At 74.5% G+C, this 26,819-nt stretch carries 23 protein-coding genes; 10 read left to right on the top strand and 13 right to left on the bottom strand.

Going from position 1 to position 26,819, the window contains the following annotated elements; translation table 11 throughout:
- The first annotated feature begins 11 nt into the window (after nucleotides 1-11).
- Nucleotides 12-809, top strand: coding sequence for a transglutaminase-like domain-containing protein (locus tag ACWFNE_RS07440; RefSeq protein WP_452121790.1), 798 nt, complete (start codon nucleotides 12-14; stop codon nucleotides 807-809).
- Nucleotides 810-840: 31 nt separating this feature from the next.
- Here the strand turns inward: ACWFNE_RS07440 and dnaG are convergent, their stop codons facing one another.
- The 6 genes from dnaG to ACWFNE_RS07410 all read right to left on the bottom strand — a co-directional run bounded on the left by dnaG (nucleotide 841) and on the right by ACWFNE_RS07410 (nucleotide 8,636).
- Nucleotides 841-3,159 carry a DNA primase gene (dnaG, locus tag ACWFNE_RS07435; protein ID WP_452121789.1) on the bottom strand — a complete coding sequence of 773 codons (2,319 nt, stop codon included), beginning with the start codon at nucleotides 3,157-3,159 and terminating at the stop codon, nucleotides 841-843.
- A gap of 142 nt (nucleotides 3,160-3,301) precedes the next feature.
- Nucleotides 3,302-4,576 carry a deoxyguanosinetriphosphate triphosphohydrolase gene (locus ACWFNE_RS07430; protein WP_452121788.1) on the bottom strand — a complete coding sequence of 425 codons (1,275 nt, stop codon included), beginning with the start codon at nucleotides 4,574-4,576 and terminating at the stop codon, nucleotides 3,302-3,304.
- 32 nt (nucleotides 4,577-4,608) lie between these two features.
- Complete coding sequence (locus ACWFNE_RS07425; RefSeq protein ID WP_452121787.1) at nucleotides 4,609-4,758, bottom strand: hypothetical protein; 150 nt, start codon at nucleotides 4,756-4,758, stop codon at nucleotides 4,609-4,611.
- A gap of 2 nt (nucleotides 4,759-4,760) precedes the next feature.
- On the bottom strand, nucleotides 4,761-5,642 hold the full coding sequence (locus ACWFNE_RS07420; RefSeq protein WP_452121786.1) for a sugar ABC transporter permease: 882 nt from the start codon (nucleotides 5,640-5,642) through the stop codon (nucleotides 4,761-4,763).
- Nucleotides 5,642-7,261, bottom strand: a complete 1,620-nt coding sequence (locus tag ACWFNE_RS07415; RefSeq protein WP_452121785.1) for an ABC transporter permease subunit — start codon at nucleotides 7,259-7,261, stop codon at nucleotides 5,642-5,644. The genes ACWFNE_RS07420 and ACWFNE_RS07415 overlap by 1 nt, the downstream gene beginning before the upstream one ends.
- Nucleotides 7,262-7,403: 142 nt before the next feature.
- Nucleotides 7,404-8,636 (bottom strand): sugar ABC transporter substrate-binding protein, encoded by a 1,233-nt coding sequence (locus tag ACWFNE_RS07410; protein WP_452121784.1) that lies wholly within the window; start codon nucleotides 8,634-8,636, stop codon nucleotides 7,404-7,406.
- 224 nt (nucleotides 8,637-8,860) lie between these two features.
- Here ACWFNE_RS07410 and ACWFNE_RS07405 point away from each other — a divergent pair, with 224 nt between their 5' ends.
- Nucleotides 8,861-9,877 carry a LacI family DNA-binding transcriptional regulator gene (locus tag ACWFNE_RS07405; protein ID WP_452121783.1) on the top strand — a complete coding sequence of 339 codons (1,017 nt, stop codon included), beginning with the start codon at nucleotides 8,861-8,863 and terminating at the stop codon, nucleotides 9,875-9,877.
- Nucleotides 9,878-10,003: 126 nt separating this feature from the next.
- Nucleotides 10,004-11,746 (top strand): glycoside hydrolase family 13 protein, encoded by a 1,743-nt coding sequence (locus ACWFNE_RS07400; RefSeq protein ID WP_452121782.1) that lies wholly within the window; start codon nucleotides 10,004-10,006, stop codon nucleotides 11,744-11,746.
- 70 nt (nucleotides 11,747-11,816) lie between these two features.
- Here the strand turns inward: ACWFNE_RS07400 and ACWFNE_RS07395 are convergent, their stop codons facing one another.
- Complete coding sequence (locus ACWFNE_RS07395) at nucleotides 11,817-13,331, bottom strand: alpha-amylase (RefSeq protein WP_452121781.1); 1,515 nt, start codon at nucleotides 13,329-13,331, stop codon at nucleotides 11,817-11,819.
- 154 nt (nucleotides 13,332-13,485) lie between these two features.
- Nucleotides 13,486-14,715: a tRNA dihydrouridine synthase DusB gene (gene dusB, locus ACWFNE_RS07390; protein ID WP_452121780.1), complete on the bottom strand. Its 1,230-nt coding sequence runs from the start codon at nucleotides 14,713-14,715 to the stop codon at nucleotides 13,486-13,488.
- Between the two features lie 84 nt (nucleotides 14,716-14,799).
- On the opposite strand from dusB, the gene ACWFNE_RS07385 reads away from it, so the two are divergent.
- From ACWFNE_RS07385 to ACWFNE_RS07375, 3 genes are all read left to right on the top strand, one after another.
- A complete protein-coding gene (locus ACWFNE_RS07385) occupies nucleotides 14,800-15,474 on the top strand; it encodes a SigE family RNA polymerase sigma factor (protein WP_452121779.1) in 675 nt (224 codons plus the stop codon).
- Nucleotides 15,471-16,946 (top strand): hypothetical protein, encoded by a 1,476-nt coding sequence (locus tag ACWFNE_RS07380; protein ID WP_452121778.1) that lies wholly within the window; start codon nucleotides 15,471-15,473, stop codon nucleotides 16,944-16,946. Before ACWFNE_RS07385 ends, ACWFNE_RS07380 begins: the two co-directional genes overlap by 4 nt.
- Before the next feature lie 77 nt (nucleotides 16,947-17,023).
- Nucleotides 17,024-18,346, top strand: a complete 1,323-nt coding sequence (locus tag ACWFNE_RS07375) for a YibE/F family protein (protein WP_452121777.1) — start codon at nucleotides 17,024-17,026, stop codon at nucleotides 18,344-18,346.
- On the opposite strand, the gene ACWFNE_RS07370 is transcribed toward ACWFNE_RS07375, so the two are convergent.
- Both ACWFNE_RS07370 and ACWFNE_RS07365 read right to left on the bottom strand, forming a co-directional pair.
- Nucleotides 18,276-19,718 carry a YibE/F family protein gene (locus ACWFNE_RS07370; RefSeq protein ID WP_452121776.1) on the bottom strand — a complete coding sequence of 481 codons (1,443 nt, stop codon included), beginning with the start codon at nucleotides 19,716-19,718 and terminating at the stop codon, nucleotides 18,276-18,278. The genes ACWFNE_RS07375 and ACWFNE_RS07370 overlap by 71 nt on opposite strands.
- A 29-nt stretch (nucleotides 19,719-19,747) precedes the next feature.
- Nucleotides 19,748-21,133 (bottom strand): glycine--tRNA ligase, encoded by a 1,386-nt coding sequence (locus tag ACWFNE_RS07365; RefSeq protein ID WP_452121775.1) that lies wholly within the window; start codon nucleotides 21,131-21,133, stop codon nucleotides 19,748-19,750.
- A 148-nt stretch (nucleotides 21,134-21,281) separates the two neighbouring features.
- Here ACWFNE_RS07365 and ACWFNE_RS07360 point away from each other — a divergent pair, with 148 nt between their 5' ends.
- Genes ACWFNE_RS07360 through ACWFNE_RS07345 form a run of 4 tightly spaced genes read left to right on the top strand, consistent with a single transcriptional unit; the run spans nucleotide 21,282 to nucleotide 24,625 of the window.
- Complete coding sequence (locus ACWFNE_RS07360) at nucleotides 21,282-22,283, top strand: metal ABC transporter substrate-binding protein (protein ID WP_452121774.1); 1,002 nt, start codon at nucleotides 21,282-21,284, stop codon at nucleotides 22,281-22,283.
- On the top strand, nucleotides 22,280-23,056 hold the full coding sequence (locus tag ACWFNE_RS07355; RefSeq protein WP_452121773.1) for a metal ABC transporter ATP-binding protein: 777 nt from the start codon (nucleotides 22,280-22,282) through the stop codon (nucleotides 23,054-23,056). The genes ACWFNE_RS07360 and ACWFNE_RS07355 overlap by 4 nt, the downstream gene beginning before the upstream one ends.
- Entirely contained in the window at nucleotides 23,053-23,997 is a 945-nt protein-coding gene (locus tag ACWFNE_RS07350) for a metal ABC transporter permease (RefSeq protein ID WP_452121772.1), read from the top strand. The genes ACWFNE_RS07355 and ACWFNE_RS07350 overlap by 4 nt, the downstream gene beginning before the upstream one ends.
- 46 nt (nucleotides 23,998-24,043) lie before the next feature.
- The gene (locus ACWFNE_RS07345; RefSeq protein WP_452121771.1) at nucleotides 24,044-24,625 is read left to right on the top strand and encodes a DedA family protein; all 582 of its coding nucleotides are present in this window, start codon (nucleotides 24,044-24,046) and stop codon (nucleotides 24,623-24,625) included.
- 157 nt (nucleotides 24,626-24,782) lie between these two features.
- Here ACWFNE_RS07345 and ACWFNE_RS07340 read toward each other — a convergent pair whose 3' ends face one another.
- The 3 genes from ACWFNE_RS07340 to recO form a co-directional block, all read right to left on the bottom strand.
- Nucleotides 24,783-25,139, bottom strand: coding sequence for a VOC family protein (locus ACWFNE_RS07340; RefSeq protein WP_452121770.1), 357 nt, complete (start codon nucleotides 25,137-25,139; stop codon nucleotides 24,783-24,785).
- A gap of 68 nt (nucleotides 25,140-25,207) precedes the next feature.
- Nucleotides 25,208-26,005, bottom strand: a complete 798-nt coding sequence (locus ACWFNE_RS07335; protein WP_452121769.1) for an isoprenyl transferase — start codon at nucleotides 26,003-26,005, stop codon at nucleotides 25,208-25,210.
- On the bottom strand, nucleotides 26,005-26,736 hold the full coding sequence (gene recO, locus ACWFNE_RS07330; protein WP_452121768.1) for a DNA repair protein RecO: 732 nt from the start codon (nucleotides 26,734-26,736) through the stop codon (nucleotides 26,005-26,007). Before recO ends, ACWFNE_RS07335 begins: the two co-directional genes overlap by 1 nt.
- Between the last annotated feature and the right edge of the window lie 83 nt (nucleotides 26,737-26,819).

Genomic DNA, 26,819 nt, shown 5'->3' with positions numbered 1-26,819 from the left:
GACCCACGTCCGTGCTGCGCACCGTCACCTCGCACCTGTCCCTCGACGTGCGCGGGCCCGCCGAGCTCTACCTCGCCGTCGCCGTCGCCGACGGCGCCTACGACCGCACCGAGCACCTCACCGTGACGCACGAGGACGGCCCGCTCGACGCGCTCGAGATCAAGACGCACCAGGGCGCGCGGCTGCACCGCGTGCACGCCCCCGTGGGCCGGGTCGTCATCGACTACCGGGCGACGGTCGCGGGGCAGGCGGAGCCGCCGGCGGTCGTCGACGCGGACCTCGTCGAGTACGTGCGGCCCAGCCGGTACGCCGAGTCCGACCGCCTGCTCGCGTTCTCCCGTGACCAGTTCCGGGGCCTGGACGGCGCGGAGCTGCTCGACGCCGTCGTCACCTGGGTGCGCGGGAACCTCTCGTACGTCTCCGGGTCGAGCTCCCCGACGGACGGCGCGACCGACACCCTGCTCAAGCGGCGCGGCGTGTGCCGGGACTTCGCGCACGTGACGGCGGCCCTGCTGCGCGCCAACGACGTCCCGGCCCGGCTCGCGTCGGTGTACGCCCCGGGGCTCCGGCCGATGGACTTCCACGCGGTCGTCGAGGCGTACGTCGACGGGGCGTGGCAGCTCGTCGACGCGACGGGCCTGGCCCCGCGCTCGACGATGCTGCGGATCGCGACCGGGCGCGACGCGACCGACACCGCGTTCCTGTCGAACTACCACGGCGCGGTGAACCTGCGGGCGCTCACCGTGACCGCGACGTCGCAGGGCGACCTCCCGACGGACGACGGGCACGCGCTCACCGTCCTGCGCTGAGCGTCAGGCGCTCACCGTCCTGCGCTGAGCGTCAGGCGCTCTCGCGCAGCATCCGCCGGCGGCTCTCGAGCGCGATGAGCTCGGCGAACACCTGCTGGTAGCCCGCGGGGTCGCTCGCGGCGTCCATGCGCTGGAGCCGGCCCTTGAGGTCGGCGATCGCGCGCGTCACGCCCAGCTCGACGACCTTGCCGACGACGTCGCGGACGTACGACGCGAGCGCGTCGGGCCGGTCCTCGGGCAGCGGCGCGACGGCGAGCTCGGTGACGAGCGGGACGACCATCGACGACGCCTGCTCGCTCACCGCCTCGACCCACGCCCCGGACGAGCCGCTCGCGCTCGCGGCGACGAGCTCGCGCGCGGACACCATGCCGCCCGCGGCGCGCACCGCCTCGTGCACCGCCCGGTAGGCGGGCACGCTGAACGCGTCGGCGCCGAGGTCGTCGAAGTCCGGCGGGACGAGGTGCGGGTACTGGAGCACGACCTCGAGCGCGGTCCGCTCGGTGCGGACGACGGGATCCCGGGGGTCGGGGCGCGAGAGGCGCGGTGCCGGGGCCGGTGCGTCGGTGGCGCCACCGTGCGCGCCGCCGTCGTCCCACGGCTCTGCCGGGCCCGGGTCGTCGCGGTACGGGTCGTCGCCGTAGGACGCGTCGCGGTACGGCTCGCCCGAGAACCGGTCGCCGCGCCCGCCGGAGCGCCCACCGCGTTCCCCGCCGGGTCGACGCGGGCCGTCGGAGCGCCCGGACCAGCCGCCACGCTCGTCGCGCGCTCCCCCGCCGGGACGTGCGCCGTCGCGCCGTGCGCCGCCACCCTGGCCGGCCTGCCACCGGGGGCCGTCACCGTTCCCGGCCCACCGGGGCCCTCCGGGGCCGCCCGCGTCACCCGGGCGCCCGCCACCGCGTGCGGACCCTCGCTCGTCGCCGCGTCCCCCACGCTGCTCGCCGTCACGCCGGGGTGCACCACCGCTCCCGCCCGGACGCGCCGCGGGCCCGGACCGCACGGCACCGCCGACCGCGTGGCGCACCGTGTCCTCGTCCATCCCGAGCCAGCCCGCGAGCAGGCGCGCGTACTCGAGGCGCAGCCCGCGGTCGCGGATCCCGGCGACGACCGGGACGGCGGCGCGCAGCGCGTTGACCCGCCCCTCGGCGCGCTCGAGGTCGAACGAGCGCAGCGTCGTGCGGATGACGAACTCGAACAGCGGCTGGCGCGCCTCGACGAGCCCGCGCACGGCGTCGGGGCCCTGCGCCTGGCGCAGCTCGCACGGGTCCATGCCGCTCGGCTCGACCGCGACGAACGTCTGCGCGGAGAACGTCTGGTCCTCCCCGAACGCGCGCATCGCGGCCTTCTGACCCGCGGCGTCGCCGTCGAACGTGAAGATGATCTCGCCGCCGACCGACGCCCCGGAGGCGAGCTGGACGCCGCCGCTGGCCCCCGTGTCTCCGACGAGCCGTCGCACGATGCGGGCGTGGTCGCTGCCGAACGCGGTGCCGCACGTCGCGACCGCGGTCCCCTCGCCGGACAGGTGCATCGCCATGACGTCGGTGTAGCCCTCGACGACCACGACCCGCTTGCTGCGGGCGATCTCCCGCTTCGCGAGGTCGATCCCGTAGAGCACCTGGGACTTCTTGTAGAGCGCGGTCTCGGGGGTGTTGAGGTACTTGGGGCCCTGGTCGTCCTCGTAGAGCTTGCGCGCGCCGAAGCCGACGGTGTCGCCCGTGACCTCGCGGATCGGCCACACGAGCCGCCCGCGGAACCGGTCGTAGAGCCCCCGGTTGCCCTCGCTCATGAGGCCCGTGGCCTTGAGCTCGGCCTCCGTGAACCCGCGCCCGCGCAGGTGGCGCAGCAGCGCGTCCCAGCCCTGCGGCGCGTACCCGACGCCGAACTGCTCGGCGGCGGCCCGGTCGAACCCGCGCTCGGCGAGGAACGTGCGCGCGGCGGCGGCGCCCGGCGTCGCGAGCTGCTCGGCGAAGTACGTCGCGGCGACGCGGTGGGCCTCGAGCAGCCGCTGCCGGCGCCCGGGCTCCTCGCCGGGTCGCGGTGCGCCGCCGTCCTCGTAGCGCAGCTGGATCCCGACGCGCCCCGCGAGGTACTCGACGGCCTCCGCGAACGGCAGGCCGTCGATCTTCTGCACGAACGAGATGACGTCGCCGCCCTCGGAGCACCCGAAGCAGTGCCAGAGGCCGACCTGGGGGCGGACGTGGAACGACGGCGAGCGCTCGTCGTGGAACGGGCACAGGCCCTTCATCGAGCCGACGCCCGCGGACTTCAGCGTGACGTGCTCGCCGACGACGTCCTCGATCCGGGCACGCTCGCGGACGGCCTGCACGTCCTCCCGCTTGATGCGTCCCGCCACGGGGCAATCCTAGGTCCGGCGCCGACCCCGACCGGCCCGCGCGTGGGACGTCACCCGGGGCCCGCCTGGTGCCTGCCCGGTGCCTGCCCGGTGCCCGCTCAGCGCGCGCCGGGCGCCCGCCCGGTGCCTGTCCGGTGCCCGCTCAGTGCCGGGGCGGGTGCACGAGGCGCGCGTGCACCTCGGCGGCCGAGACGTCGGTCAGCGAGGCGACCTGGTCGATCACGACGCGCAGGCGCGCGGCGTCGTCGGCCGCGGCGGCCCAGTCGGCGGCGAAGGGCGGCTCGAGCGCGAGCGGCGCGCGGTCGGAGAGCACGCGCACGAGGTCCACGAGGATCTCCCGCTGACGGTGGTAGAGCGGCTCGAGCTCGCGCGGGGCCATGACGTACGCGACCGCGAGGCCCTTGAGCACGAGGATCTCCGCCTGGGTCTCGACGGGGACGACGAGGTCGGCGGCGTAGCGGGTCAGCGGCCCGGGTCCGTACTGCGCGCGCGTCGCGGCGTGGGCCGCGCCGGCGAACCGCCCGATGAGCTGGCTCGTGGCGTCCTTGAGGTGCGCGAGCGCGCCGCGCGACCCGTCGAAGCCCTGCGCCCACAGGTCCGCCTCGTTGAGCCGGTCCATCGCGGCGGCGAGCTCGTCGGGCCCGATCGCGTCGCCGTACCAGGCGTCGACGGCCTGCAGGACGCGGGCCCGCTCGTCGTCGTCGGTCAGCACCCGGAGGTCGAGGCGGCCGCCCACGACGGCGTCCTCGACGTCGTGCACCGAGTAGGAGATGTCGTCCGCGAGGTCCATGACCTGCGCCTCGAGGCACTTGCGGCCCGCCGGGGCGTCGGCGCGCAGCCACGCGAACACCGGCAGGTCGTCCTGGTAGACCCCGAACTTGTGCGTCGGGCGCCCGTCGCTCAGCAGCGGACCCTCGCCGAACGCCCACGGGTACTTCACCGACGCGTCGAGGCTCGCGCGCGTGAGGTTGAGGCCGACCGCGGTGCCGTCCGGCCCGACGACCTTGGGCTCGAGCCGGGTCAGCAGGCGCAGCGTCTGCGCGTTGCCCTCGAAGCCACCGATGTCCCGGGCGAGCTCCGCGAGCGCGCGCTCGCCGTTGTGCCCGAACGGCGGGTGCCCCAGGTCGTGGGCGAGGCACGCGGTGTCGACGACGTCGGGGTCGCAGCCGAGCGCCTTGCCGATCTCCCGACCGACCTGCGCGACCTCGAGCGTGTGCGTCAGGCGCGTGCGGACGAAGTCGTCGGACGCCGGGCCGAGCACCTGGGTCTTGGCACCGAGCCGGCGCAGCGCCGAGGAGTGCACGAGCCGGGCCCGGTCGCGCTCGAACGGGGTCCGGGCGCGCGACTTCGGCGCCTCGGTGACCCAGCGGGCGCGGTCGACCTCGGTGTAGCCGTCGGTCAGGGTCTGCGCGCTCACGCGCACACCCTAGTTCGCTGCTCGGGGGCAGGTCAGGCGAGCCTCCACACCGGGAACCCGAGGCCGTCGCCGGGCAGCCGGAGCGCGTCGGAGGTCACGTCGAGGGACGCGCCGCCGTCCAGGTTCTCGGCGTCGTCGCCGGGGCGCGAGCAGGTGGCGCACGCGGGCTGTGGGGGTGCCACGGTCACCCCTTCACCGAGCCGGCGGTCAGGCCCGAGACGATGTAGCGCTGCAGGAACTGGAAGAGCAGCAGCACCGGGATCGCCGCGAGCACGGCCGCGGCCGCGAACAGGCCCCACGGCGCGTTGCGCTCGTCGGACGCCCACACGTACAGCCCGACGGCGAGCGTGTAGTTCTCGACGCGGCTCAGCACGATCTTCGCGAGGATGAACTCGCCGAACGCCGAGACGAACGACAGCAGGCCGACGACCGCGAGGATCGGCGAGACGAGGCGCAGGATGATCGTGAAGAAGATCTGCGCGTGGCTCGCGCCGTCGATCTTCGCGGCCTCGTCGAGCTCGCGCGGGATCGTGTTGAAGAACCCGTACATGAGGAACGCGTTCACGCCGAGCGCGCCGCCGAGGTACACCGCGACGAGCGCGAGCCGGCTGTTGAGGCCGAGCGCGGGGAACACGTCGCCGAGCGTGAGCAGCAGCAGGAAGATCGCGACGAACGCGAGCATCTGCGGGAACATCTGCACCAGCAGCAGCGAGGTCAGCGAGGCGCGGCGGCCCTGGAACCGGAAGCGGGAGAACGCGTACGCCGCCGCGGCGCCCATGAGCACGGTGCCGAGCGCCGTGGCGGTGCACACCACGAGCGAGTTGACGGCCCACAGCGGGAAGTCCGTGCGCGCGAGCTCGGCGTAGTTTGCGCCGCTGACGTCGCTGAAGAGGTCGTTCGAGCCCGTGAGGGTGCCGCCGGCGTTGAGCGACGCGGACACGACGTAGAGCAGCGGGGTCACGCACACGACGACCATCACCAGGCCGACGACGTGGCGCCAGCCGACCTCGCGCCACCACCGGGCGCCCGTCACGGGCGCGTGCAGTTCGAGAGACGCGCGGGCCATCACAGCTCCTCGAGGGTCTTGGTGCGTCGGAAGGCGGCGTAGGAGATCGCGCCGACGATGACGAAGATCAGGATCGACACGGCGCTCGCGAGGCCGTACTGCTTGACCCCGCTCTCGAAGGCCACGGCGTAGACCATCGAGATGAGGATGTCGGTGTGCCCGACGAGGACCGGCGAGCTCTCGAAGTTCGGCCCGCCGCCCGTGAGCATGTAGATCAGCGTGAAGTTGTTGAAGTTGAACGCGAAGCTCGAGATGAGCAGCGGGGCGACCGAGATCATCAGCAGCGGCAGCGTCATGGACCGGAACACGCGCAGCGCGCCGGCACCGTCCATCCGGGCCGACTCGATCACGTCGGACGGGATCGCCTGGAGCGCGCCGGTGCAGACGAGGAACATGTACGGGAAGCCGAGCCAGAGGTTCACGAGGAGCACCGAGACCTTCGCGAGCCACGGGTCCGTGAGCCACGGCACCTCGGCGCCGCCGAGCAGCACCTCGTTGACGAAACCGAACCGCGGGTTGAGCATCCCGCGCCACACGAGCGCCGCGAGGAAGCCCGGGAACGCGTACGGGAGGATCAGCAGCGAGCGGTAGAGCCTGCGCCCGCGCACGCGCGGGTCGTTGAACACGATCGCGAGGAACAGCCCGAGCCCGAAGGTCGTGACGACCGAGAGGATCGCGAACGCGAACGTCCAGGCCAGGATCGAGAAGAACGGCCCGGACAGGCGAGCGTCGCTGAACATCGCGGTGTAGTTCTCGAACCCGACCCCGACGCGCCACCCGGGCGTCAGTGTGGAGCCGTCCTCCGCGGTGAACGTGCCGTAGCGCGACGGGGTGTACACGGTCCCGGTCTCGAGGTCCGTGAACGTGTCGGCCGCCTCGTCGTACGCGACGCTCGGCGTGTAGACGTACCCCGTCGAGCCGTCCTGCGTGCGCAGGCTGCCGTCGGACGCGTCGTCGGACACGGGCACGCGCAGCTCGGTGATCTCGCCCTGCCGCTGCGCGATCTGGGCGAGGCCGAGGACCTCGAAGCCCTCGACGGACGTGATGCGGTCACCGTCGGCCTGCGCGCCGTCGACGGTCTCGAGCGGCTGGTCCGGGGTGCCGACGCGGACGTCGCCGTCCTCGTCGACGATCCCGAGCCCCAGCTCCTCACCGCGCGAGAGCACCGTGACGGGGTAGGTCGGCGAGCCCTCGACGCGGCGCTCGGTCTGCACCTGGATCGCGCTGATCGCGTCGGCCTTGGTCGAGTTGTGGCCGTCGCCGTAGTTCGTGAACGACACGTAGCCCGTGTAGGCCATGACGAACAGCTGGTACACGAGCAGGAACAGCAGTCCCGGCACGAGGTACTTGCCGGGGAGCATGCGCCGCGAGAAGTACACCCAGTTGACCGCGACGAGCGCGAGCACGAGGAACGCGACGATCCCCCACGACTGGACGGCGGCCGCGGCCAGGACGCCGTAGAGCCCGAGGGCGTCGACGAGGGCGACCAGCACGAGCTTGACGACGAAGCCGGGCTTGATGTCGCGGGCGTGCGAGGTGACCGACCTGCGGCGGGGCTCGGGGGCCGGGGTGCCGGGCCCGGGCCTGGCCTGGGTGGGCTCCGTCTGCTGGGTGCTCATGCGTCCTCCAACGCGCGATCGTGCGCGCCCCCGGACCGAGCGTGCGGTCGGGTGCGGGGGTGGTCCTGGGCCGAGGGGGTCCCGGCGTGCGCCGCCGGAACCCCCTCGGGTGTGCTGACCTCGGGTCTGTGCGCCCGCGAGGTCAGCCGTCGATCGCGCCCTGGATGTTGGTGACCATCGCGGTCCAGGCGCCGGCCGGGTCGGTCGCCTGGCCGCCGATGAGCTGGACCTCGGTCGTGCCCCAGAAGCTCCAGACGGAGCCCATCTCGGGCAGCGACGGCATCGGGGCGCCGGTCGCGCCGGCCTCGTTGAAGCCCGCGAGGACCTCGTCGTCGATCTTGTCGGCGGACGCGGTCAGCGCCGGGACGCGGCCGCCCGTCGAGTAGAGCTCGTCCTGGATCTCCTCGGTCGTGAGGTAGTTCGTGACGAAGTCGTTCGCGAGGACCGAGTTCTCGGTCTTGGCGCTGACGAACGCGCCCTGGACGCCGACGAACGGCTGGGCCTCCTCGCCGCCCGCGCTGGGGACGGGGAGCACGGTGATGTCCATGCCGGCCTCGACGAACGCCTCGGCGTACCAGGGGCCCGTCACGATGTACGGGGTCTGGCCGTCGAGGAACGCCTGCTTGGCCTTGTCGCCGTCGATGGCGGGGTCGAGGACCTTCTCCGTGCCGAGCTTCGCGAGGTACGCGGCGAAGGCGTTGCCGGCCTCGCCGCCGAGCGCGAGCTCGGGGGTGTAGGAGCCGTCGGCCGCCTGCGCGAAGACGGGGGCGCCGAACGACGTCTGCAGCGGGTACAGGTGGTACGCGTCGCCCTGGTCGCCCTGCTGGATGACGACGGGGAACGGCGTGCCGGCCGCCTTGCCCTGCGCGACGAGCTCGTCGAAGGTCCCGGGCGTCTCGGTGAGGAGCGCGTCGTTGCGCACGAGCGCGATGTTCTCGATCGCGTAGGGCACGCCGTACTGCTTGCCGTCGTAGGCGAACGCGGTGATCGCGGACTCCGCGAAGTCGCCGGCCTTGTCGCCCAGCTCGACGGGGGCGACGACGCCGTTGTTGACGAACTCGCCGGTCCAGTCGTGCGCGCCGATGACGACGTCGGGGCCCTCGCCGGTGGGGACCTGGGTCACGAAGTCGGTGCGGATGTCGCCCGAGGCCTTCTGCACGAGGTCGAGCTGGACGCCCGTCTCCTCCTGGTAGGACTCGGCGACCGGCTTGAACGAGTCGATGCGGGTCTCGTCGACCCAGACCGTGAGGGAACCGGTGAGCTCGGGGGCCGCCGAGCTCGCGTCGCCGCTGGGCTCGTCCGACGAGCCGCTGCAGGCCGAGAGCGTGAGCGTCACGCCGAGGGCCACCGCAACGAGGGGGATGCTCCGTCGCATCTTCGTGTCTCCAAGGATCTGTGGGGCTGCCTCCGTCGGGGTGTCCCACCGACGCCGGCCTGGTGTGACGGACGCTAACCCGCTTGTCTTCGTTCTTGCAACTCGTTACGGTAACTTTCAGGCAACGCTTTCACAGCGCCGTTCCCTCAGGGCCCCAGCACCGGACTGCGCCCACGTGCCCCACATCCGGACGAGGAGGTCCCGTGTCCTTTACGCTGCCCCACGTGCGCACGCGACTGATGGACCTGGCCGAGCAGGCAGGCGTCAGCACCGCCACGGTCTCGCGCGTGCTCAACGGCAAGCAGGGCGTCTCGGCGCAGACCCGCCAGGCCGTGCTCGCCGCGCTCGACGTGCTCGGCTACGAGCGCCCCGAGAAGCTGCGCACCCGCTCGGCGGGTCTCGTCGGGCTCGTGGTCCCCGAGCTCTCCAACCCGGTGTTCCCCGCGTTCGCCCAGGTCATCGAGTCGATGCTCTCCGAGCGCGGCTACACCCCGCTGCTGTGCACGCAGTCCCCCGGCGGCACCACCGAGGACCAGTACGTCGAGATGCTCCTCGAGCACGAGGTCGACGGGATCCTCTTCGTCTCCGGCCTGCACGCCGACACCACGGCCAGCAAGGAGCGCTACCACCGACTGCGCAGCCGCGGCGTGCCGATCGTGCTCGTCAACGGCCACGCCGAGGGCGTCGACGCACCCTCGATCTCCAACGACGACCCCACGTCGATGGAGCTCTCCGTGCGGCACCTCGTCTCGCTCGGGCACCGGCGCATCGGCCTCGCGATCGGACCCGACCGGTTCGTGCCCGCGCAGCGCAAGGTCGTCTCGTTCGCCGAGCAGCTCCGCCGCCAGCTCGGCGAGGAGGACGCCGCCTCGCACGTCGTGACCACACTGTTCACCGTCGAGGGCGGCCAGGCCGCCGCCGGCGAGCTCATCGAGTCGGGCCACACCGCGATCATCTGCGGCTCCGACCTCATGGCCCTCGGCGCGATCCGGGCCGCCCGCCAGCGCGGCCTCGACGTCCCCACCGACGTGTCCGTCGTCGGCTACGACGACTCCCCGCTGATCGCGTTCACCGACCCGCCGCTCACGACCGTGCGCCAGCCCGTGCAGGCCATGGGGCACGCGGCGGTCAGCGCACTGGTCGCCGAGATCAGCGGCACCAAGGCCCCCCGCAGCGAGCTCCTGTTCCACCCGGAGCTCATCGTGCGGGCATCGACGGGCGCAGCGCCCGCCGTACGCTGACCCACAGCAGCACGACCCCGCGCCGCCGGTAGCGACCGGCGACGGCGCACCCGCCACGGGTGCGACCCCGCGCACCTGCACCCGGGCGCAGCAGCCCATCCCCACCCCGAATCGAGGCACAGCCCTGTGACGACCACCGACCCCCGCACCCGCACGCTCGGCACGACGCTCGTGCACGCCGAAGGCTCCGCCACCGAGGAGTGGTGGCGCCACGCCGTCATCTACCAGGTCTACCCGCGCTCGTTCGCGGACGGCTCGGGCGACGGCATCGGCGACCTGCCCGGCATCACCTCGCGGCTCGACCACCTCGCGGCCCTCGGGGTCGACGCCGTGTGGCTCTCGCCGTTCTACCGCTCCCCGCAGGCCGACGCGGGCTACGACGTGGCCGACTACCGCGACGTGGACCCGCTGTTCGGCACGCTCGCCGACTTCGACGTGCTGCTCGAGCGCGCGCACGGGCTCGGCATGCGCGTGATCGTCGACCTGGTCCCGAACCACACGTCCGACGAGCACGTCTGGTTCCAGGCCGCCCTGGTCGCGGGCCCGGGCAGCGCCGAGCGCGAGCGCTACCTGTTCCGTGAGGGCCGCGGTGCCGACGGCTCCGAGCCGCCGAACAACTGGCGGTCCATCTTCGGAGGGCCCGCGTGGACCCGGACGACCGACGCCGACGGCACGCCCGGCCAGTGGTACCTGCACATGTTCGACACCCGCCAGCCCGACCTGAACTGGGAGCACCCCGAGGTCCGCAGCGAGTTCGAGGACGTCCTGCGGTTCTGGCTCGACCGCGGCGTCGACGGCTTCCGCATCGACGTCGCGCACGGCATGGTCAAGGCCCCGGGCCTGCCCGACTGGGACGGCGAGGTCACGATGGTCGACGGCGCGAGCCCGGCCGACGACGGCTCGACGGGCGCCGGCAACCAGGGCCCGATGTTCGACCAGGAGGGCGTCCACGACATCTACCGCGCGTGGCACCGCGTCCTCGCCGGGTACGACGGGGACCGTGCGCTCGTCGCCGAGGCGTGGGTCGAGCCGCTGACCCGCCTCGCGCGCTACGTCCGCCCCGACGAGATGCACCAGGCGTTCAACTTCTCGTTCCTGACGACCCCGTGGGACGCCGCGGCGCTCCGCTCGGTCGTCACGGCCTCGCTCGTCGCGAGCGACGGCGTGGGTGCGCCCACGACCTGGGTGCTGTCCAACCACGACGTCGTGCGCCACGCGTCGCGCCTCGGCCTGGGCACGCCCGGCGCCCGGCCCAACGGCATCGGCGTCGGCGACGAGCAGCCCGACGAGGAGCTCGGCCTGCGCCGCGCCCGCGCCGCGTCGCTGCTCATGCTCGGCCTGCCCGGCTCGGCGTACCTGTACCAGGGCGAGGAGCTCGGGCTGCCCGAGCACACCTCGCTCGACGACGACCTGCGCCAGGACCCGGCCTGGTGGCGCTCGGGTCACACCGAGCGTGGCCGCGACGGCTGCCGCGTGCCGCTCCCCTGGTCCGCCGGCGCCCCCGGGCTCGGCTTCTCGCCGACCGGCGCGACGTGGCTCCCCCAGCCGGGGTCCTGGAGCCGCTTCGCGCTCGACGCGCAGCAGGGAGTCGAGGGCTCGACGTACGAGACGTACCGGGCCGCGCTGCGCGTGCGCCGCGAGCAGGGCCTCGGCTCGGGGTCGCTCGCGTGGGTCGACGCGCCGGAGCTCGCCGGCGGCGAGGCGCTCGCGTTCGTCAACCGCGAGGTGCTCGTCCTGACGGTGTTCGGCGGCGCGCCGGTCACGCTGCCCGAGGGCGCCGTGGTGCTGCTCGCGAGCGGGGACATCGCGGTCGAGGACGGGCGCGTCGCCGTCCCGGCCGACACGACCGTGTGGGCGCGCCTGGCCTGACGGCTCCGCGACGCGACGGCGCCGGCCCCGGGGAGCTCCTCGGACCGGCGCCGTCCGCACGTGCGGGAGGTCAGCGCTCCGCGCGCGCCCCGACGTGCAGCGCGGCCGCGTCCCCCGCGGGCACGCGCACGTCGACCGCGCCGCCCGCCACGCGCAGCGGCTCGCCCGTGCACCGCGGACCGTCCGCGCCGGCCGGCGCCGCAGGCCCCGCGAGCACGTCGCAGTACTCCCCGTCCGGCAGGGTCGTCGGCACGCTCGCCTCGAGGGTCGCGTCGCCGCCGTTGACGACCACGGTCCCCCGCTCCCCGCGGCTGAGCGCGATCGCGTCGCCGTCCTCCCACCGCGCCACGACCGGGTCGTCGCCCACCGCGGACCGCCACCCGACCATGCCCTCGATCGCGCGCCACCGGTGCTGGCACACCCACGCGCCGTCGGCGTACGCCCGGTCGGCGCCCGCGTCGGCGGGGCACGCGGCGTCGAGCACCGCTCCGTCGCCGTCCTGCTCGGGCCCGGCGTCGCGGTCGCTGAACGCGTACCCCGAGTACACGACCGGGCGGCCGTAGCCCGTCGCGAGCATCAGCACGTTCGCGAGCACGTACGGCGTGCCGTCCGCGTACCCGAGCGTGCTGCCGCCCCGCTCGGTGTCGTGGTTCTCGACGAAGATCCACGCCTTCTCGGAGGGCAGGTACGACGACCCGGTGCCGAGCTCCGTCACCAGGCGCAGCGACCCGCCGCGGATCATCCCGGCCGCGTCGCGGCCCCAGGCGAACTCGAGGACGTCGCCGGACCCGGTGTACTGCTCGGGCACGACGGCCTCGCCGCCGCCGCGGATCACCTCGGACACGATGCGGGTGCCTGCCGGGAGCCGCTCGACGATCGCCGCGACGTCCTCGGCCGGGACGTGCTTCGCGGCGTCGATGCGGAAGCCGTCGACGCCGAGGCTCAGCACGTCCTCCAGGTAGGCGACGAGCCGGTCCTGCACCGCGGGGCGCCCGGTCGCGAGGTCGGCGAGGTTCACGAGCTCGCAGCTCTGCACCTCGTAGGCGTCGCGGTAGTCGGCGACGTCGTCCGCCGGCGGGACCCCGCAGTGGTGGAAGTCCCCGGCGGCGTCGGACCACGTGCCCGGGTAGTCGTGGTGCGAGTACGCCGAGCCGGCCCAGCCGGTGCCGGGCTCGTCCTGACCGGTCATGTGGTTGACGACCGCGTCGACCACGACGTCGACACCCGCCGCGTGGCAGGTCTCGACCATCGCAGCGAGCTCCGCGCGGGTCCCGAGCCGCGACTCGAGGCGGTACGAGACGGGCTGGTACGCGGTCCACCACGCGTCGCCGCGGACGTGCTCCTGCGGCGGCGACGTGAGCACCCAGCCGTACCCGGCGGGCCCGAGCCGGTCGGTGCACTCACGCGCGATCGCGTCCCACGTCCACTGGAAGAGCTGCACGCCGACGTCGCGTGCGCCGGCGGGCTCTGGGGCATCGTCGCCGGCGGGTGTGCACGCGCCGAGCCCGGCGGCGAGCCCCAGGGCGAGGAGCGCGGCGGCCGTGCTCCGGCGCAGGGCGGGGGTGGGTCGTGTGCTGCTCTGCACGGGGCTCCTGCCGTCGTCGGGACCGCTGCAAGCGTACAGAAACTTGCAACGCCCCAGCCGCTCTCACGGCCGACGCGAGCCGCGAGCCGACGGAGCCACCCGGGACGACCAGGGTCCGGCCCGACGGGCGGTCAGCCGCGGGACCGGCCCGCGCTCAGCCGCCCGAGACGCTCAGCTCGGCCTCGTGCAGCGCACGCCGGAAGTCGTCGCTCAGCTCGCGCGAGGAGAGCCAGCCCTCGGGCAGCGTCGGGCGCTTGGGGGAACCGGCGCGCCCCCGCTGGCCCTCGGCCGCCTCACCGGGGTACGGCTGGTCGAGGTCCAGTGCCCCGAGCCGCTCGTCGAGCTCCGCGAGGGTCGACACCAGCCCCAGCTTCGCGCGGAGCTCGCCGCCCACCACGTACCCCTTGAGGTACCACGCCATGTGCTTGCGCATCTCGCGCAGCGCCTTCGACTCGTCCCCGAAGTGCTCGATCATGAGCTCCGCGTGCCGGCGCACCACGGCGGCGACCTCCCCGAGCCCCGGACGCCGGCGCTCGTCCGACCCGGCGAACGCCGCCGCGAGGTCCGCGAACAGCCACGGCCGCCCCTGGCAGCCCCGCCCGACGACCACGCCGTCGCACCCCGTCTGCGCGACCATCGCGAGCGCGTCCTCGGCCGACCAGATGTCGCCGTTGCCGAGCACCGGGATGTCCGTCACCGCCTCCTTGAGCCGCGCGATCGACTCCCAGTCGGCCGTGCCCGAGTAGTAGTCCGCCGCCGTCCGGGCGTGCAGCGCGACCGCCGCGACGCCGACCTCCTGCGCGACGAGGCCCGCCTCGAGGTACGTCAGGTGGTCGTCGTCGATCCCCTTGCGCATCTTGACGGTCACGGGCACGCCGTACGGGCTCGCGGCGTCGACCGCGGCGCTGATGATGGAGCGGAAGAGGTCCCGCTTCCAGGGCAGCACCGCTCCCCCGCCGCGCCGCGTGACCTTCGGCACCGGGCAGCCGAAGTTCAGGTCCACGTGGTCCGCGCGGTCCTCGGACGCGATGAGGCGCACCGCCGCCCCGACGGTCGCGGGGTCGACGCCGTAGACCTGGACGGAGCGCGGCTTCTCGTCGGGCTCGTGCGAGATGATCCGCATCGACTCCTCGCCCCGCTCGACGAGCGCCCGTGACGTGACCATCTCGGCGACGTAGAGCCCGGCGCCCGACTCGCGGCAGAGCCGCCGGAAGGCCGCGTTCGTCACGCCCGCCATCGGCGCGAGCACGACGGGCGTGTCGATCGTGAGCGGCCCGATGCGCAGCGGCGGCAGCACGCGCGTTCCGGTTCCGGGCGCGGTGTCGGCCGGGGCGCCACCCGGCGGCGGGGCGGGCACGGTGGGGGTCACGGTCGCTGGCGTCACCCCTCGATTGTCCCTCACGCCACCCGGGTGACGTCCGGACTCAACCTTCGGGGCGGGTCGTGCGTCTTCTACGGTGTGACCACCATGACGAGCGGCACCCTCGCCTTCCCCGGTGACCCCCCGGGCCTTCCCCCCGAGGAGGTCGTCCTCGTCGAGCGCGTCGCACGCCGGGGTGCCGCGCAGCGCGCTCAGACCCGCGAGGTCGACGCCGCGAGCCGCGACGCCGAGTTCGCCGCGTTCATGTCCGAGCACGGCGACGACCTGCTGCGCACCGCGTGGCTGCTGTGCGGCGACGCCCACCGCGCCGAGGAGCTCACCCAGCAGGCGCTCGTGCGGACGTACGCCGCGTGGTCCCGCGTCCGCACCGGCGACCCGCTCGCCTACACCCGCCGTGTGCTCGCGAACCTGCGGATCGACTCGTGGCGGCGACGGCGCCGCGAGGTGCTCACCGCGCCCGAGGACCTGCCCGACGCCTCCGCGTCGCGCACCGGCTCCGTCCCGGCGGCGGGCCGCGACCACCAGGTCGCCGCAGCCGACCGCGACCTGCTCGCACGCGCCCTGGCGACCCTGTCCCCCCGCCAGCGCCGCATCGTCGTCCTGCGCCACCTCGTCGGGATGCCCGAGGCCGAGGTGGCCGCCGACCTCGGTGTGAGCGTCGGCACCGTGAAGTCCACGGCGTCCCGCGCGCTGGCCTCGCTGCGCGGCGTGCTCGCGGCCGACCCCTCCGCCCCCATCGCCCGTGCGAGGAGCCCCCGATGACCCGCACCCCGCCCCCGACCCGGCTCCTCGACCCCCGTGAGGACGAGGTCGTGGCCCGCCTGCACCGCTACGCGACCGCCGGCGCACCGCCCATGCAGCTCGCCGCGGACGACGTGATCCGCGCGGCGCACCGCCGCACCGCCGCACGCCGCGTCCGTGGTGCCGCCGTGAGCGCGTTCACCGTGGTCGCCCTCGCGCTCGGCGGCACGTACGTCGCAGGCCTCGAGCACACGGCCGACGACACCCCCGCGGTCGCGGGCGACGTGCGCGTCGTGACCGTCGCCAAGGGGGTGACGGCCGCGTCCTTCCCGGCCCGCGTGCGCGGCGAGGTCGACGCCGTCGACCTCGGTCTCGGCTTCCCGGACGTCCCCGTGGGCGACGCGATCACGCTCAGCGAGGACGGCGGGAGGCTGTACGTCGACCTGCCGCTCGACCCCGCGGCGAACGCGACCGGCGCGAGCGTGCACACCGTGCGGCTCGACCCGTGGACCGACGAGGACGCCACCACGGGCACGACGTACCGGACGGTCGCCAGCACCGACGGCCGGGAGATGCTGGTCCTCGGGACCGTGCCGCGGTGGGTCGACGACCCGGTGGTCGAGCTCGTCGGCGAGGACCTGCCCGGGTTCGTGCCCGTCGGCGGCGGCACCGCGGTCGACCGGGTCGAGGTCCCGACGTTCGACGCGCCGGGCGACGGCACCGGCCGCTTCTACGCCGTGCGGATCGCGGCCGACTCCGCCGCGTCGCTGTCGTGGCTGCGCATCGACGCCCTGCGGCTCGTGCCCGTCGTCTCCGGCGCCGACGGGGCCGACGTGCTCGGCGGGGCGTGCCGCGGCGAGGACCCGTCGTGCGTGCTGGACACCGTCCAGGGGCTCGTGGAGGACGTCGACGCTGCGACCGTCGAGGTCGCGGCGGGGATCGCCGCGACGTCGCGGCTGGGGGTCGACCCGGAGCGGGACGAGCGCACAGGGGGCGCGCTCCCGGCGCTGGACCTCGGCCTCGACGTGCCCGGCGCGGCGGGACCGGGCCGGCTCTCGGTCGTGGCCGACCCGGGCGCGCTGCCCCCGGCCTCGGCGAGCGTCCCGGCGTCGATCGGCGTCGACGGCGCCGGCCCCCTGCGCGCCGGCGCCTGGCGCACCGCGCTCGGCGGCTCGCGCCAGGACGCGCCGGTCGATGCCGTCAGCACCGTGACCGCGTACGCGGCGCAGGGCGACGCCTGGGTCCTGACCGGGACGGTCCCGGGCTCGGTGGCTCCGGACGCCCTCGCCCGGATCGAGCTCGCCGCCCCCGTCGAGCGCGCGGACGGCACCCGCGGGACGACGATCGACGTGCCGACGTTCGACCCGATGTCGGGGGACGGCAGGCGCGCGTACGTCGTCGTCGTCGGGCCGGACGCCGGCCTCCCGGACCCGGCGAGCGGCCGGTCCCCGCTCGCGTCGGCGCCGACCACGTTCGTGGACCCGGCCCGCTGACGTCACCCCGCACTCCGGGCCCGCGCGTCCCGGGGCGGCCGAGGGCGTCGTCGGGCGCGGTGCTGCACAATCGCACCGTGCCCGACTCCCCTGACCTCGCCACGGCGCCCGCGCAGGGGGCCTCCGCCGCGCCGGGCGCGCCGGACCGACCCGCGGACCACCTCCCGGCCCGGCGCACCGCGGCGAGCCGCACCCGGGTGCTGCTCGTCGCCGTGCTCGTCCCGCTCGGGCTGGCGGCGCTGCTCGGCATGGTGCTCACGTGGCCAGGCGAACCGCAGCCGACCAACGGCGAGCTCGTCGACGTCGAGGTGCAGTACCCGACGGCCCGCGTGACGGGCACGTCGGTCGAGTCGTGCGAGGGCACCAGCGAGGACCGGCTCGCCGACGGCTCCGTGCCCGCGCAGGTCGAGTGCCTGCGGGTCTTCGCGACCGTGACGAGCGGCTCCGAGAAGGGCCGCGACATCACGCTCTGGGCGACGGCGACCCTCCAGCCCGACGACGTCCGCGAGGGCGCGGGTCTCGTGGTCCAGCGCTACCCGGCCACCGCGACGGACGGCGAGCTGTGGGCGTGGCACGACTTCGAGCGGACGGTGCCGCTCGGGACGCTGACGCTCGTGTTCGCGGTCGTCACCGTGCTCGTGGCGGGGATGCGCGGACTGCGCGCGCTGATCGGACTGGTCCTCGCGTTCGCCGTCATCGGCACGTACATCCTGCCCGGACTCGTCGCGGGCGAGAACCCGCTGCTCGTCGGCCTGTGCGGCTCGACCGTCATCATGATCGCGGTCCTGTACCTCGCGCACGGGTTCTCCGAGCGCACCTCGACCGCGCTCCTCGGCACGCTGGCCGGGCTCGGGCTGACGGCGGCGCTCGGCGTGCTCGCGGCGCGTGCGGCGCACCTCTCGGGGGTGACGTCCGAGGACTCCTACCGGCTCGCGGGGCTGCTGGGCGACCAGGGTGCGACCGCGCTGCGCGGGCTGTTCCTGTGCGGCGTCGTGCTCGCCGGCCTCGGCGTGCTCAACGACGTGACGATCACCCAGGCGTCGGCCGTGTGGGAGCTGCGCGCGACGTCGCCCGACGCGGACCGCGGCGAGCTGTTCAGCCACGCGATGCGCATCGGCCGCGACCACATCGCCTCGACCGTCTACACGATCGCCTTCGCGTACACCGGCGCGGCCCTCCCGGTGCTGCTGCTGCTCGAGATCTACGGGCTGCCGCTCGGGCAGACGCTCACGAGCGGGGCGTTCGCGGAGGAGATCGTGCGCACGCTCGTCGGGTCGATCGCGCTCGTGCTCGCGATCCCGCTCACGACGGCGCTCGCCGTGCTGGTCGTCACAGCGTCCCCGCCGCCGCGTCACGCCCTCGAGGGTCACCGGGGCCACCCGCACGTCCACGCGCACTGAGGGCGCCGAGCGTCCGCACCGCAGGGGCGCCGCCCTCCGGCCCACGTGCTTCCGGCTCGTCGGCGTCCGGCTCGTCGGCGTCCGGCTCGTCGGCGTCCGGCTCGTCGGCGTCCGGCTCGTCGGTGCCCGGCGCGTCGCCGTCCGGCCCGTCCGCGTCCCGCCCGTCGTCCTCCGGCCCGTCCGCGTCCCGCCCGTCGTCCTCCGGCCCGCCGTCGTCCAGCCCGTCGCGACCCGCGCGCAGCGGGCCCCCGACGACGAGCGCCGCGACCGCCGTCGTCATCGGGATCGCCAGGACCAGGCCCACGGAGCCGACGAGCGTCCGGACGACCTCCTCGGCGATCTCCCCGCTCGTGAGCGCGCCGAGCAGCGCGCGGTCCGAGAGGCTCACGAGCAGCACGAGCGGCAGCGCGGCGCCGACGTAGGCGAAGGCCACCGTGTAGACCGTCGAGGCGATGTGGTCGCGCCCGATGCGCATCCCGCGGGCGTACAGCTCACGCCGGCTCGCGTGCGGGGCGCTCGCCCGCAGCTCCCAGACCGCCGACGCCTGCGTGATCGTCACGTCGTTGAGCACCCCGAGCCCTGCGACGACGATGCCGCACAGCAGGACCCCGCTCAGGCTCACGTCCGGGGCGTACTGGCGCAGGTCGAGCGCGTTCTCGTCGACGAGCCCGGTGAGGTGCGCCGCGCCGCTCGCCCAGCCCGCGAGCAGGGCCGTCGCCGCGAGGCCGCCGAACGTCCCGAGCAGCGCCGTCGTGGTGCGGGCCGTGACGCCGTGCGCCAGGTAGAGCAGCACGAACATGAGCGCCGACGCGGTGACGAGCGCGACCGGCACCGCGGGCCGCCCCTCGAGCAGCGCGGGCAGCGTGAACCACGCGATCCCCGCGAACGACACGACGAGGCCGGCCAGCGCCGCGAGCCCCCGCCACCGCGCGACGACGAGCACGAGCACCGCGAAGACGCCCGCGAGCAGCCCGACCGGGGCGTCGCGCACGAAGTCCACGAACACGTACGGGCTGCCCTCGCCCGCCGCCTCCGGGAGCCGGAGCACCGTCAGGACGTCACCGGGCTCGACCTCGGGGACGTACTCGGGCGGGACGAGCACACCGGTGCTGCTGCCGTCGGCGAGCTCGCCGACCACCTGGGTCTCCGGGGGCGCGTCCGCCGCGGGGTCGACCGACGTCACGAGGACGCGCTCGAAGGACGTGCCCGGGGCGGTGGTCGCCAGCACCGGGAGCGCGTCCCGGTCGGGCCACAGCCACCACGCACCGAGCACCGTCGCGAGCAGGGCCGGCACGACGAGCGCGGCGAGCACGAGCCGCACCCGCCGGCTCGCGCGCGGCTCGGGTCCGCCCCCGTGGACGTGCCCGATCACGGGCCCGCCCACGGCGGCGTGGGGCGCGCTCAGGCGCCGACGAGCCGGGTCGCGAGGTACGCCGTGACCTGGTCGAGCGCGACCCGCTGCTGCGACATGTCGTCGCGATGGCGGATCGTGACGGCCTGGTCGTCGAGCGTGTCGAAGTCGACCGTGATGCAGAACGGCGTGCCGATCTCGTCCTGGCGGCGGTAGCGGCGCCCGATCGCGCCCGCGTCGTCGAACTCGACGTTCCACGACCGGCGCAGCTCGGCCGCGAGGTCGCGCGCCTTGGGCGAGAGCTGCTCGTTGCGGCTGAGCGGGAGCACCGCGGCCTTGACGGGTGCGAGGCGCGGGTCGAGCCGCAGGACCGTCCGCTTGTCGACGCCGCCCTTCGTGTTGGGCGCCTCGTCCTCGACGTAGGCCTCGACGAGGAACGCCATCAGCGAGCGGGTGAGGCCGGCGGCCGGCTCGATGACGTACGGCACGAAGCGCTCGTTCTTCGCCTGGTCGAAGTACGACAGGTCCTGGCCCGAGTGCTCGCTGTGCGTCGTCAGGTCGAAGTCGGTGCGGTTCGCGATGCCCTCGAGCTCGCCCCACTCGGAGCCCTGGAAGCCGAAGCGGTACTCGATGTCGACGGTGCGCTTCGAGTAGTGCGACAGCTTCTCCTTCGGGTGCTCGAAGTGGCGGAGGTTGTCGCGGCTGATGCCCAGGTCGGTGTACCAGTCGGTGCGCGTGTCGATCCAGTACTGGTGCCACGTCTCGTCGGTCCCGGGCTCGACGAAGAACTCCATCTCCATCTGCTCGAACTCGCGCGTGCGGAAGATGAAGTTGCCCGGCGTGATCTCGTTACGGAACGACTTGCCGATCTGGCCGATGCCGAACGGCGGCTTCTTGCGGCTCGTGGTCACGACGTTCGCGAAGTTCACGAAGATGCCCTGCGCGGTCTCGGGGCGCAGGTAGTGCAGCCCCGACTCGTCCTCGATCGGGCCGACGTACGTCTTGAGCATCATGTTGAAGTCGCGGGGCTCGGTCCACTGCCCGCGCGTGCCGCAGTTGGGGCAGGCGATGTCGGCGAGGCCGTTCTCGGGCGCGCGGCCCTTCTTCTCCTCGAACTCCTCGAGCATGTGGTCCTCGCGGAACCGCTTGTGGCAGCTGAGGCACTCGGTGAGCGGGTCGGTGAAGACGCCGACGTGGCCCGAGGCGACCCAGACCTGGCGCGGCAGGATGACGGACGAGTCGAGCCCGACGATGTCCTCGCGCGCGGTGACCATGGTCCGCCACCACTGCTTCTTGATGTTCTCCTTGAGCTCGACCCCGAGCGGGCCGTAGTCCCAGGCCGAGCGCGTGCCTCCGTAGATCTCACCGCTCGGGAACACGAAGCCCCGGCGCTTGGCGAGGGAGACGACGTTGTCGAGGCGGGACGGTGCAGCCACTGCGATCACTCCAGGGGACGAGGGCCCGCGACTGGGTGGCGCGGGGGATGACAGCACAGGCTACCGGGGTGGCACCGCGGTGCACGGGGCTGCCGCGCCCGGGTGAGGCGTTTTGACAACGGTTTTCATCCTCGTGAGAATCGTCCTCATGAATCTCCCCCGGATCCTGGCGCGCCCGGAGCACCGACGTCGGGTCCGCAGCGCCCGCGCCGGCGTCGTCCTGGCCGCGGCGGCGTCGCTCGCCCTCAGCGGGTGCGCGAGCACGCCGGCCGACGACGGGCGCCTGTCCGTGCTCGCCTCGTTCTACCCCCTGCAGGTCGTCGCGGCGGGCGTGGGCGGCGACCGGGTGAGCGTCGACTCCCTGACGCCGCCGGGCGCCGAGCCGCACGACCTCGAGCTCTCCCCCGCGCAGGTGGCCCGGCTCGGCGCCGCGGACCTCGTCGTGTACCTCGGGGACTTCCAGGCCGCGGTCGACGACGCCGTCGCGTCGAGCCCACCCGAGCGCGCGCTCGACGCCGCGGACGTCGTCGACCTCCTCGCCGCCGGGTCGCAGGACGGCACGGCGCACGACGACGCGGCGCACGCGGACGCGGCGCACGAGGGCGAGACCACGGAGGAGCACGCCGAGCACGGCGACCACGACCCGCACTTCTGGCTCGACCCGAGCCGCATGCCCGCCCTCGTCGACGCGGTCGCCGACGAGCTCAGCGAGCTCGACCCCGAGGGCGCCGACGAGTACGCCGCGAACGCCGCCGCGCTCGGCGCACGCTTCACCGCACTGGACGCGGCCTACGAGACGGGCCTCGCGACGTGCGCCAGCCGCGTGCTCGTCACGTCGCACGCCGCGTTCGGCTACCTCGCGGACCGCTACGACCTCGAGCAGGTCGCGGTCGCGGGCATCGACCCCGAGGGCGAGCCGTCACCGGCCCGCCTCGCCGAGATCGGCGAGGTCATCCGCAGCGAGGGCGTCACCACCGTGTTCTTCGAGACCCTCGTCAGCCCGAAGGTCGCGGAGACGCTCGCCGCCGACGCCGGCGTGACGACCGCCGTGCTCGACCCGCTCGAGGGCCTCGCCGACGACGCGCAGGACTACTTCAGCATCGCCGAGGCCAACCTCGACGCGCTGAAGGTGGCATTGTCCTGCTCGTGAGCTCCCCCGTGATCGACGCCCGCGGCGTCGACGTGACCCTCGGCGGCCACCCCATCCTGCGCGGCGTCGACCTGACCGTGCACACCGGGGAGGTCGTCGCGCTGCTCGGCGCCAACGGCTCCGGGAAGTCCACGCTCGTGCGCGCGCTCCTCGGCATCGTGCCCGTGAGCGCCGGCGAGGTGCGGCTCTTCGGCGGGCCGCCCGGGTCCCGTGGTGCGCACGACCGTGTCGGCTACGTCCCGCAGCGGCTGCCCGCGGGCGCCGGGGTCCCCGCGAGCGCCGTCGAGGTCGTCCTGTCCGGGATGCTGCACGGCCGCCGCCTGCGACCCCCGCGCGGCTCCCACGCCCGGGCGCTCGCCGCGCTCGGCGAGGTCGGTCTCGCGGACCGGGCACGTCGCCCGGTGCACGAGCTCTCGGGCGGGCAGCAGCAGCGCGTCCTGATCGCCCGCGCGCTCGTGCGCGACCCCGACCTGCTGGTGCTCGACGAGCCGACGTCCGGGATCGACGTGCCGACGCAGCAGACGTTCGTCGACACGGTCGAGCGCCTGCGCGGCGGCGGCGCGACCGTCGTGGTGATCCTGCACGAGCTCGGCGCGTTCGCCCCGCTCATCGGGCGCGCGGTGGTCCTGCGGCACGGGCGCGTGGTGCACGACGGCGCGCCGCCCCGGCCCCGCGACGAGCACGCCGGCGCGCACCACGAGCACCTGCACGCCCACCCGGACCCGGAGCCGCCCGGCACCGGTCCCTCGCTCTCCGTGGAGGTGACCCCGTGAGCGCGTGGGACCAGCTCGTCGCGATGGTGCAGTCCCCGCTCATGCTCCGGGCGCTGCTCGCGGCGGTCGTCGTCGGCGCCTCCGCGCCGGTGGTCGGCACGTTCCTCGTGCAGCGCCGGCTCGCGCTCATGGGCGACGGGATCGGGCACGTCGCCCTGACCGGCGTCGCGCTCGGCTGGCTCGTCGGCAACGCGGCGTCGGTCGTGCCGCAGGACTCCCTCGCGCTGCCCGGCGCCGTCGTCACCGCCGTCGTCGGGGCCGTCGCGATCGAGCTCGTGCGCGAGCGCGGCCGCACGAGCGGCGACCTCGCGCTCGCGCTCATGTTCTACGGCGGCATCGCCGGCGGCGTGCTGCTGATCAAGGTCGCGGGCGGCACCAACGCCAACCTCATCAGCTACCTGTTCGGGTCGATCTCGACCGTCTCGAACGCCGACCTCGGGTGGACCGTGGGCCTCGCGGTCGTGGTGCTCGTGATCGGCCTCGGGCTGCGTGCCGCACTGTTCTCGGTGAGCCACGACGAGGAGTTCGCGCGCGCGAGCGGGCTGCCGGTGCGCGTGCTCAACATCCTCGTCGCGACGATCGCCGCGCTGACCGTGACCGTCGCGATGCGCGTCGTCGGCCTGCTGCTCGTGAGCGCGCTGATGATCGTCCCCGTCGCCATCGCTCAGCTCTTCGCCCGGTCGTTCGGGCGCACGATGGCCGTCGCGTCGGCGACGGGAGTCGCCGTGAGCGTCGTCGGGCTGTCCTTCACGTACTGGCAGGACTACCCGCCCGGCGCGACGATCGTCGTGCTCGCCGTCCTGGTGTACGCGGCCGCTGCGGTCACGCGGCCGCTGCTGCGCCGCAGCACCCCGGTGCACGACCCGCACCCGGACGTACTCGACGACCTCGAGCTCGCCGGCCCCGACGGCGGGACGGCGCGCGCCCCGGAGTCGTGCTGACACACCGTCGGTAAGGCTCACCTCACCTCGCCGATAGACTCGGGTGGTGCTCGAGCAGACCGACGTCGCGGAGGCCTACGGGCTCGGCGGCAAGCCCTTCTGGCTCGTCGTCGTGCTGCTCGTCGTCATCGTGGCCGCGCGGTCGCACGGCACGTACTGGCTCGCGCGCGGCGTCGCGCACGGCGCGAGCGGGCTGGGCGCCCGGCGCGCGTCGGACCGACCCTCCCGACTCGCGTCGGCCCACGAGCGGCTCCTGACCTGGGGCACGAGCCCGTCGGGTCGCCGCGCGGCCGAGGCGCTGCGCCGCGCCGGTCCGTTCGCGGTGAGCCTCGCGTACCTCACGGTCGGCGCGCAGACCGCCGTCTTCGCCGCCGCCGGGCTCGCGCGGATGAGCTACCCGCGGTTCGTGCTCGCCTCGGTCCCGGGGTGCATCGCGTGGGCGTTCGTGTGGGCGACCGTCGGGCTCGGGGCGCTGTGGGGAGCGGTCGCGCTCGCCGCACGCTCGCCGTGGCTGCTCGTGGGCGCGGCTGCCGCGCTCACCACCGCCGTCGTCGTCGTGCGGCACCGGCGCGCGCGGCGGCGGCAGCCCGACGCCGCGGTGGCGGAGCCCGCCGACGACCTGCACTGAGGCTTGCCTCGACCGGGCCCGCCGCCACGCTCCGCCGCTCCGGTCCGGGCGTCCACCTGCTCGGCCCGCCCGAACCCCCGGTCCGCCCGGGCCCCCGGCGGCACGTTCCGGCGCCCGTGTGCTTCCGCGCCCCGGCGACGCGGGCGGGCCGGTGCCGTCAGGCGCCGTCGCCCACGCAGAACTGGTTGCCGTCGGGGTCGGCCAGGACGACCCATGCGTAGCCGTCGTGCTCGTGGCGGCCGACGAGCGTCGCGCCGGCGGCGAGCAGCCGTTCCGCCTCCGCCTCCCGTCCGGCCGACGCGCCGAAGTCGATGTGCACGCGGTTCTTCCCCGGCGTCGGGTCCTCGACCTTCTGGAAGCCCAGCACGGGACCGCCCATCGGCCCGGGCGTGACCATGACGAACCAGCCGTCGGCGATGTCCTTCACCTCGCCGCCCGTCTGCTCCGCCCACCAGGCGCTCAGCGCCCGGGCGTCGAGCGTGTCGAACGTGACCATCGCGGGTGTGAGCGTCATGCCCCGCACGCTAGGGCCGGGCACCCACACGGCGGAGCGGTCCGGTGCGTGCGCCCGCCCCGGACGCGTCAGGCGCCGGACCCGCCCGCGGTGCTCGTCGTCGGACGGTCGACCGCCCCGCCGTAGCGGCGGTCGCGCTGCGCGTACGTCTCGACGGCGCGCCACAGGTGCCGGCGGTCCACGTCGGGCCACGGCTCGTCGAGGAACACGAGCTCGGCGTACGCGGCCTGCCAGATCATGAAGTTCGACGTGCGCTGCTCACCGCTCGAGCGCAGGAACAGGTCGACGTCGGGCAGGTCGGGCTCGTCGAGGTACCGCGCGATCAGCTTCTCGTCGACCTTGTCGGGCTTGATCCGCCCGGCGGCGACCTCGTGCGCGATCGCCTTCGCGGCGTCGGCGACCTCCGCCCGGCCGCCGTAGTTGACGCACATCGTCAGGGTCACGGTGTCGTTGCCCCGCGTGAGCTCCTCGGCGATCTCGAGCTCCTTGATGACCGAGCGCCACAGCCGCGGCCGGCGGCCGGCCCACCGGACGCGCACGCCCCACGAGTTCATCAGGTCGCGGCGCCGGCGGAGGACGTCGCGGTTGAAGCCCATGAGGAAGCGCACCTCCTCGGGCGAGCGCGACCAGTTCTCGGTCGAGAACGCGTACGCCGAGACGTGCGTGACGCCGATCTCGATGGCCCCCGCCACGACGTCGAGCAGCGAGGCCTCCCCCGCGGCGTGCCCGGCGGTCCGGGGCAGACCTCGGGCGTTGGCCCACCGGCCGTTGCCGTCCATGACGACGGCCACGTGCTTCGGCACGAACTCGAGCGGGATCGCGGGCGGGCGGGCACCGCTCGGGTGCGGCGGCGGCGGGACGGGCATCAGATCCTCTCGACCATGGGCAGCGAGCGCAGCGTGCGCTCGAGGTGGAACTGGCAGTACGCGGCGACGACGCCGTTGCCCTCGCGCCGGTGGCGTTCGGCGCTGGCCTCGACGGTCGCCCAGTCCCCCGCGAGGAGCGACGCGAGCAGCTCGAACGTCTCGGGCGCGGGCGACGTCGCACCGGGCGGGCGGCACGCGCGGCACACCGCCCCGCCCTGCGCGACGGCGAACGACGTGTGAGGCCCCGGCGCGCCGCAGCGCGCGCAGTCGGTGAAGCTCGGCGCCCAGCCGGCGATCGCGAGCGCGCGCAGCAGGTAGGAGTCGAGCACCAGCCCGGGGGCGTGCTCGCGCGACGCGAGCGAGCGGACCGCACCGACGAGCAGCCAGTACTGCTGCAGCGCCGGCTCGTGCTCGGCCTCGACGAGCCGCTCGGCGGTCTCGAGCATGACCGTGCCGGCGGTGTAGAGCGCGTAGTCCTCGCACACCGGACGGCCGTAGGCGCCGAGGGTCTCGACCTGCGTGACGATGTCGAGGTTGCGGCCCGTGCTCAGCTGCAGGTCGACGTGCATGAACGGCTCGAGGCGCGACCCGAAGCGCGACGTCGTGCGCCGCACGCCCTTGCCGACCGCGCGCACCTTGCCGTGCTGGCGGGTCAGCAGCGTGACGATGCGGTCGGCCTCGCCCAGCTTGTGGGTGCGCAGGACGATGCCCTCGTCGCGGTAGAGGCTCACGTGCCCATCCTCCCCCGCGCCACCCACGCCGGGGGCACGCGACGGGCCGCGGTCACGCGATCGGCACGCGCCCGCCACGCGAC

This window comes from Cellulomonas sp. NPDC055163, from assembly GCF_053607065.1.
Note: the sequence above shows the minus strand (reverse complement) of the source record. Positions and strands in the feature narration are given on the sequence as shown.

What these genes read in the sequence shown, in the direction of transcription:
- ACWFNE_RS07335 (WP_452121769.1), bottom strand. Translation starts at nt 26,005, where the DNA reads ATGCCCGTCCCGCCGCCGCCGCACCCGAGCGGTGCCCGCCCGCCCGCG.
- ACWFNE_RS07360 (WP_452121774.1), top strand. Translation starts at nt 21,282, where the DNA reads ATGAATCTCCCCCGGATCCTGGCGCGCCCGGAGCACCGACGTCGGGTC.
- ACWFNE_RS07410 (WP_452121784.1), bottom strand. Translation starts at nt 8,636, where the DNA reads ATGCGACGGAGCATCCCCCTCGTTGCGGTGGCCCTCGGCGTGACGCTC.
- ACWFNE_RS07420 (WP_452121786.1), bottom strand. Translation starts at nt 5,642, where the DNA reads ATGGCCCGCGCGTCTCTCGAACTGCACGCGCCCGTGACGGGCGCCCGG.
- ACWFNE_RS07385 (WP_452121779.1), top strand. Translation starts at nt 14,800, where the DNA reads ATGACGAGCGGCACCCTCGCCTTCCCCGGTGACCCCCCGGGCCTTCCC.
- ACWFNE_RS07340 (WP_452121770.1), bottom strand. Translation starts at nt 25,139, where the DNA reads ATGACGCTCACACCCGCGATGGTCACGTTCGACACGCTCGACGCCCGG.
- ACWFNE_RS07380 (WP_452121778.1), top strand. Translation starts at nt 15,471, where the DNA reads ATGACCCGCACCCCGCCCCCGACCCGGCTCCTCGACCCCCGTGAGGAC.
- ACWFNE_RS07415 (WP_452121785.1), bottom strand. Translation starts at nt 7,261, where the DNA reads ATGAGCACCCAGCAGACGGAGCCCACCCAGGCCAGGCCCGGGCCCGGC.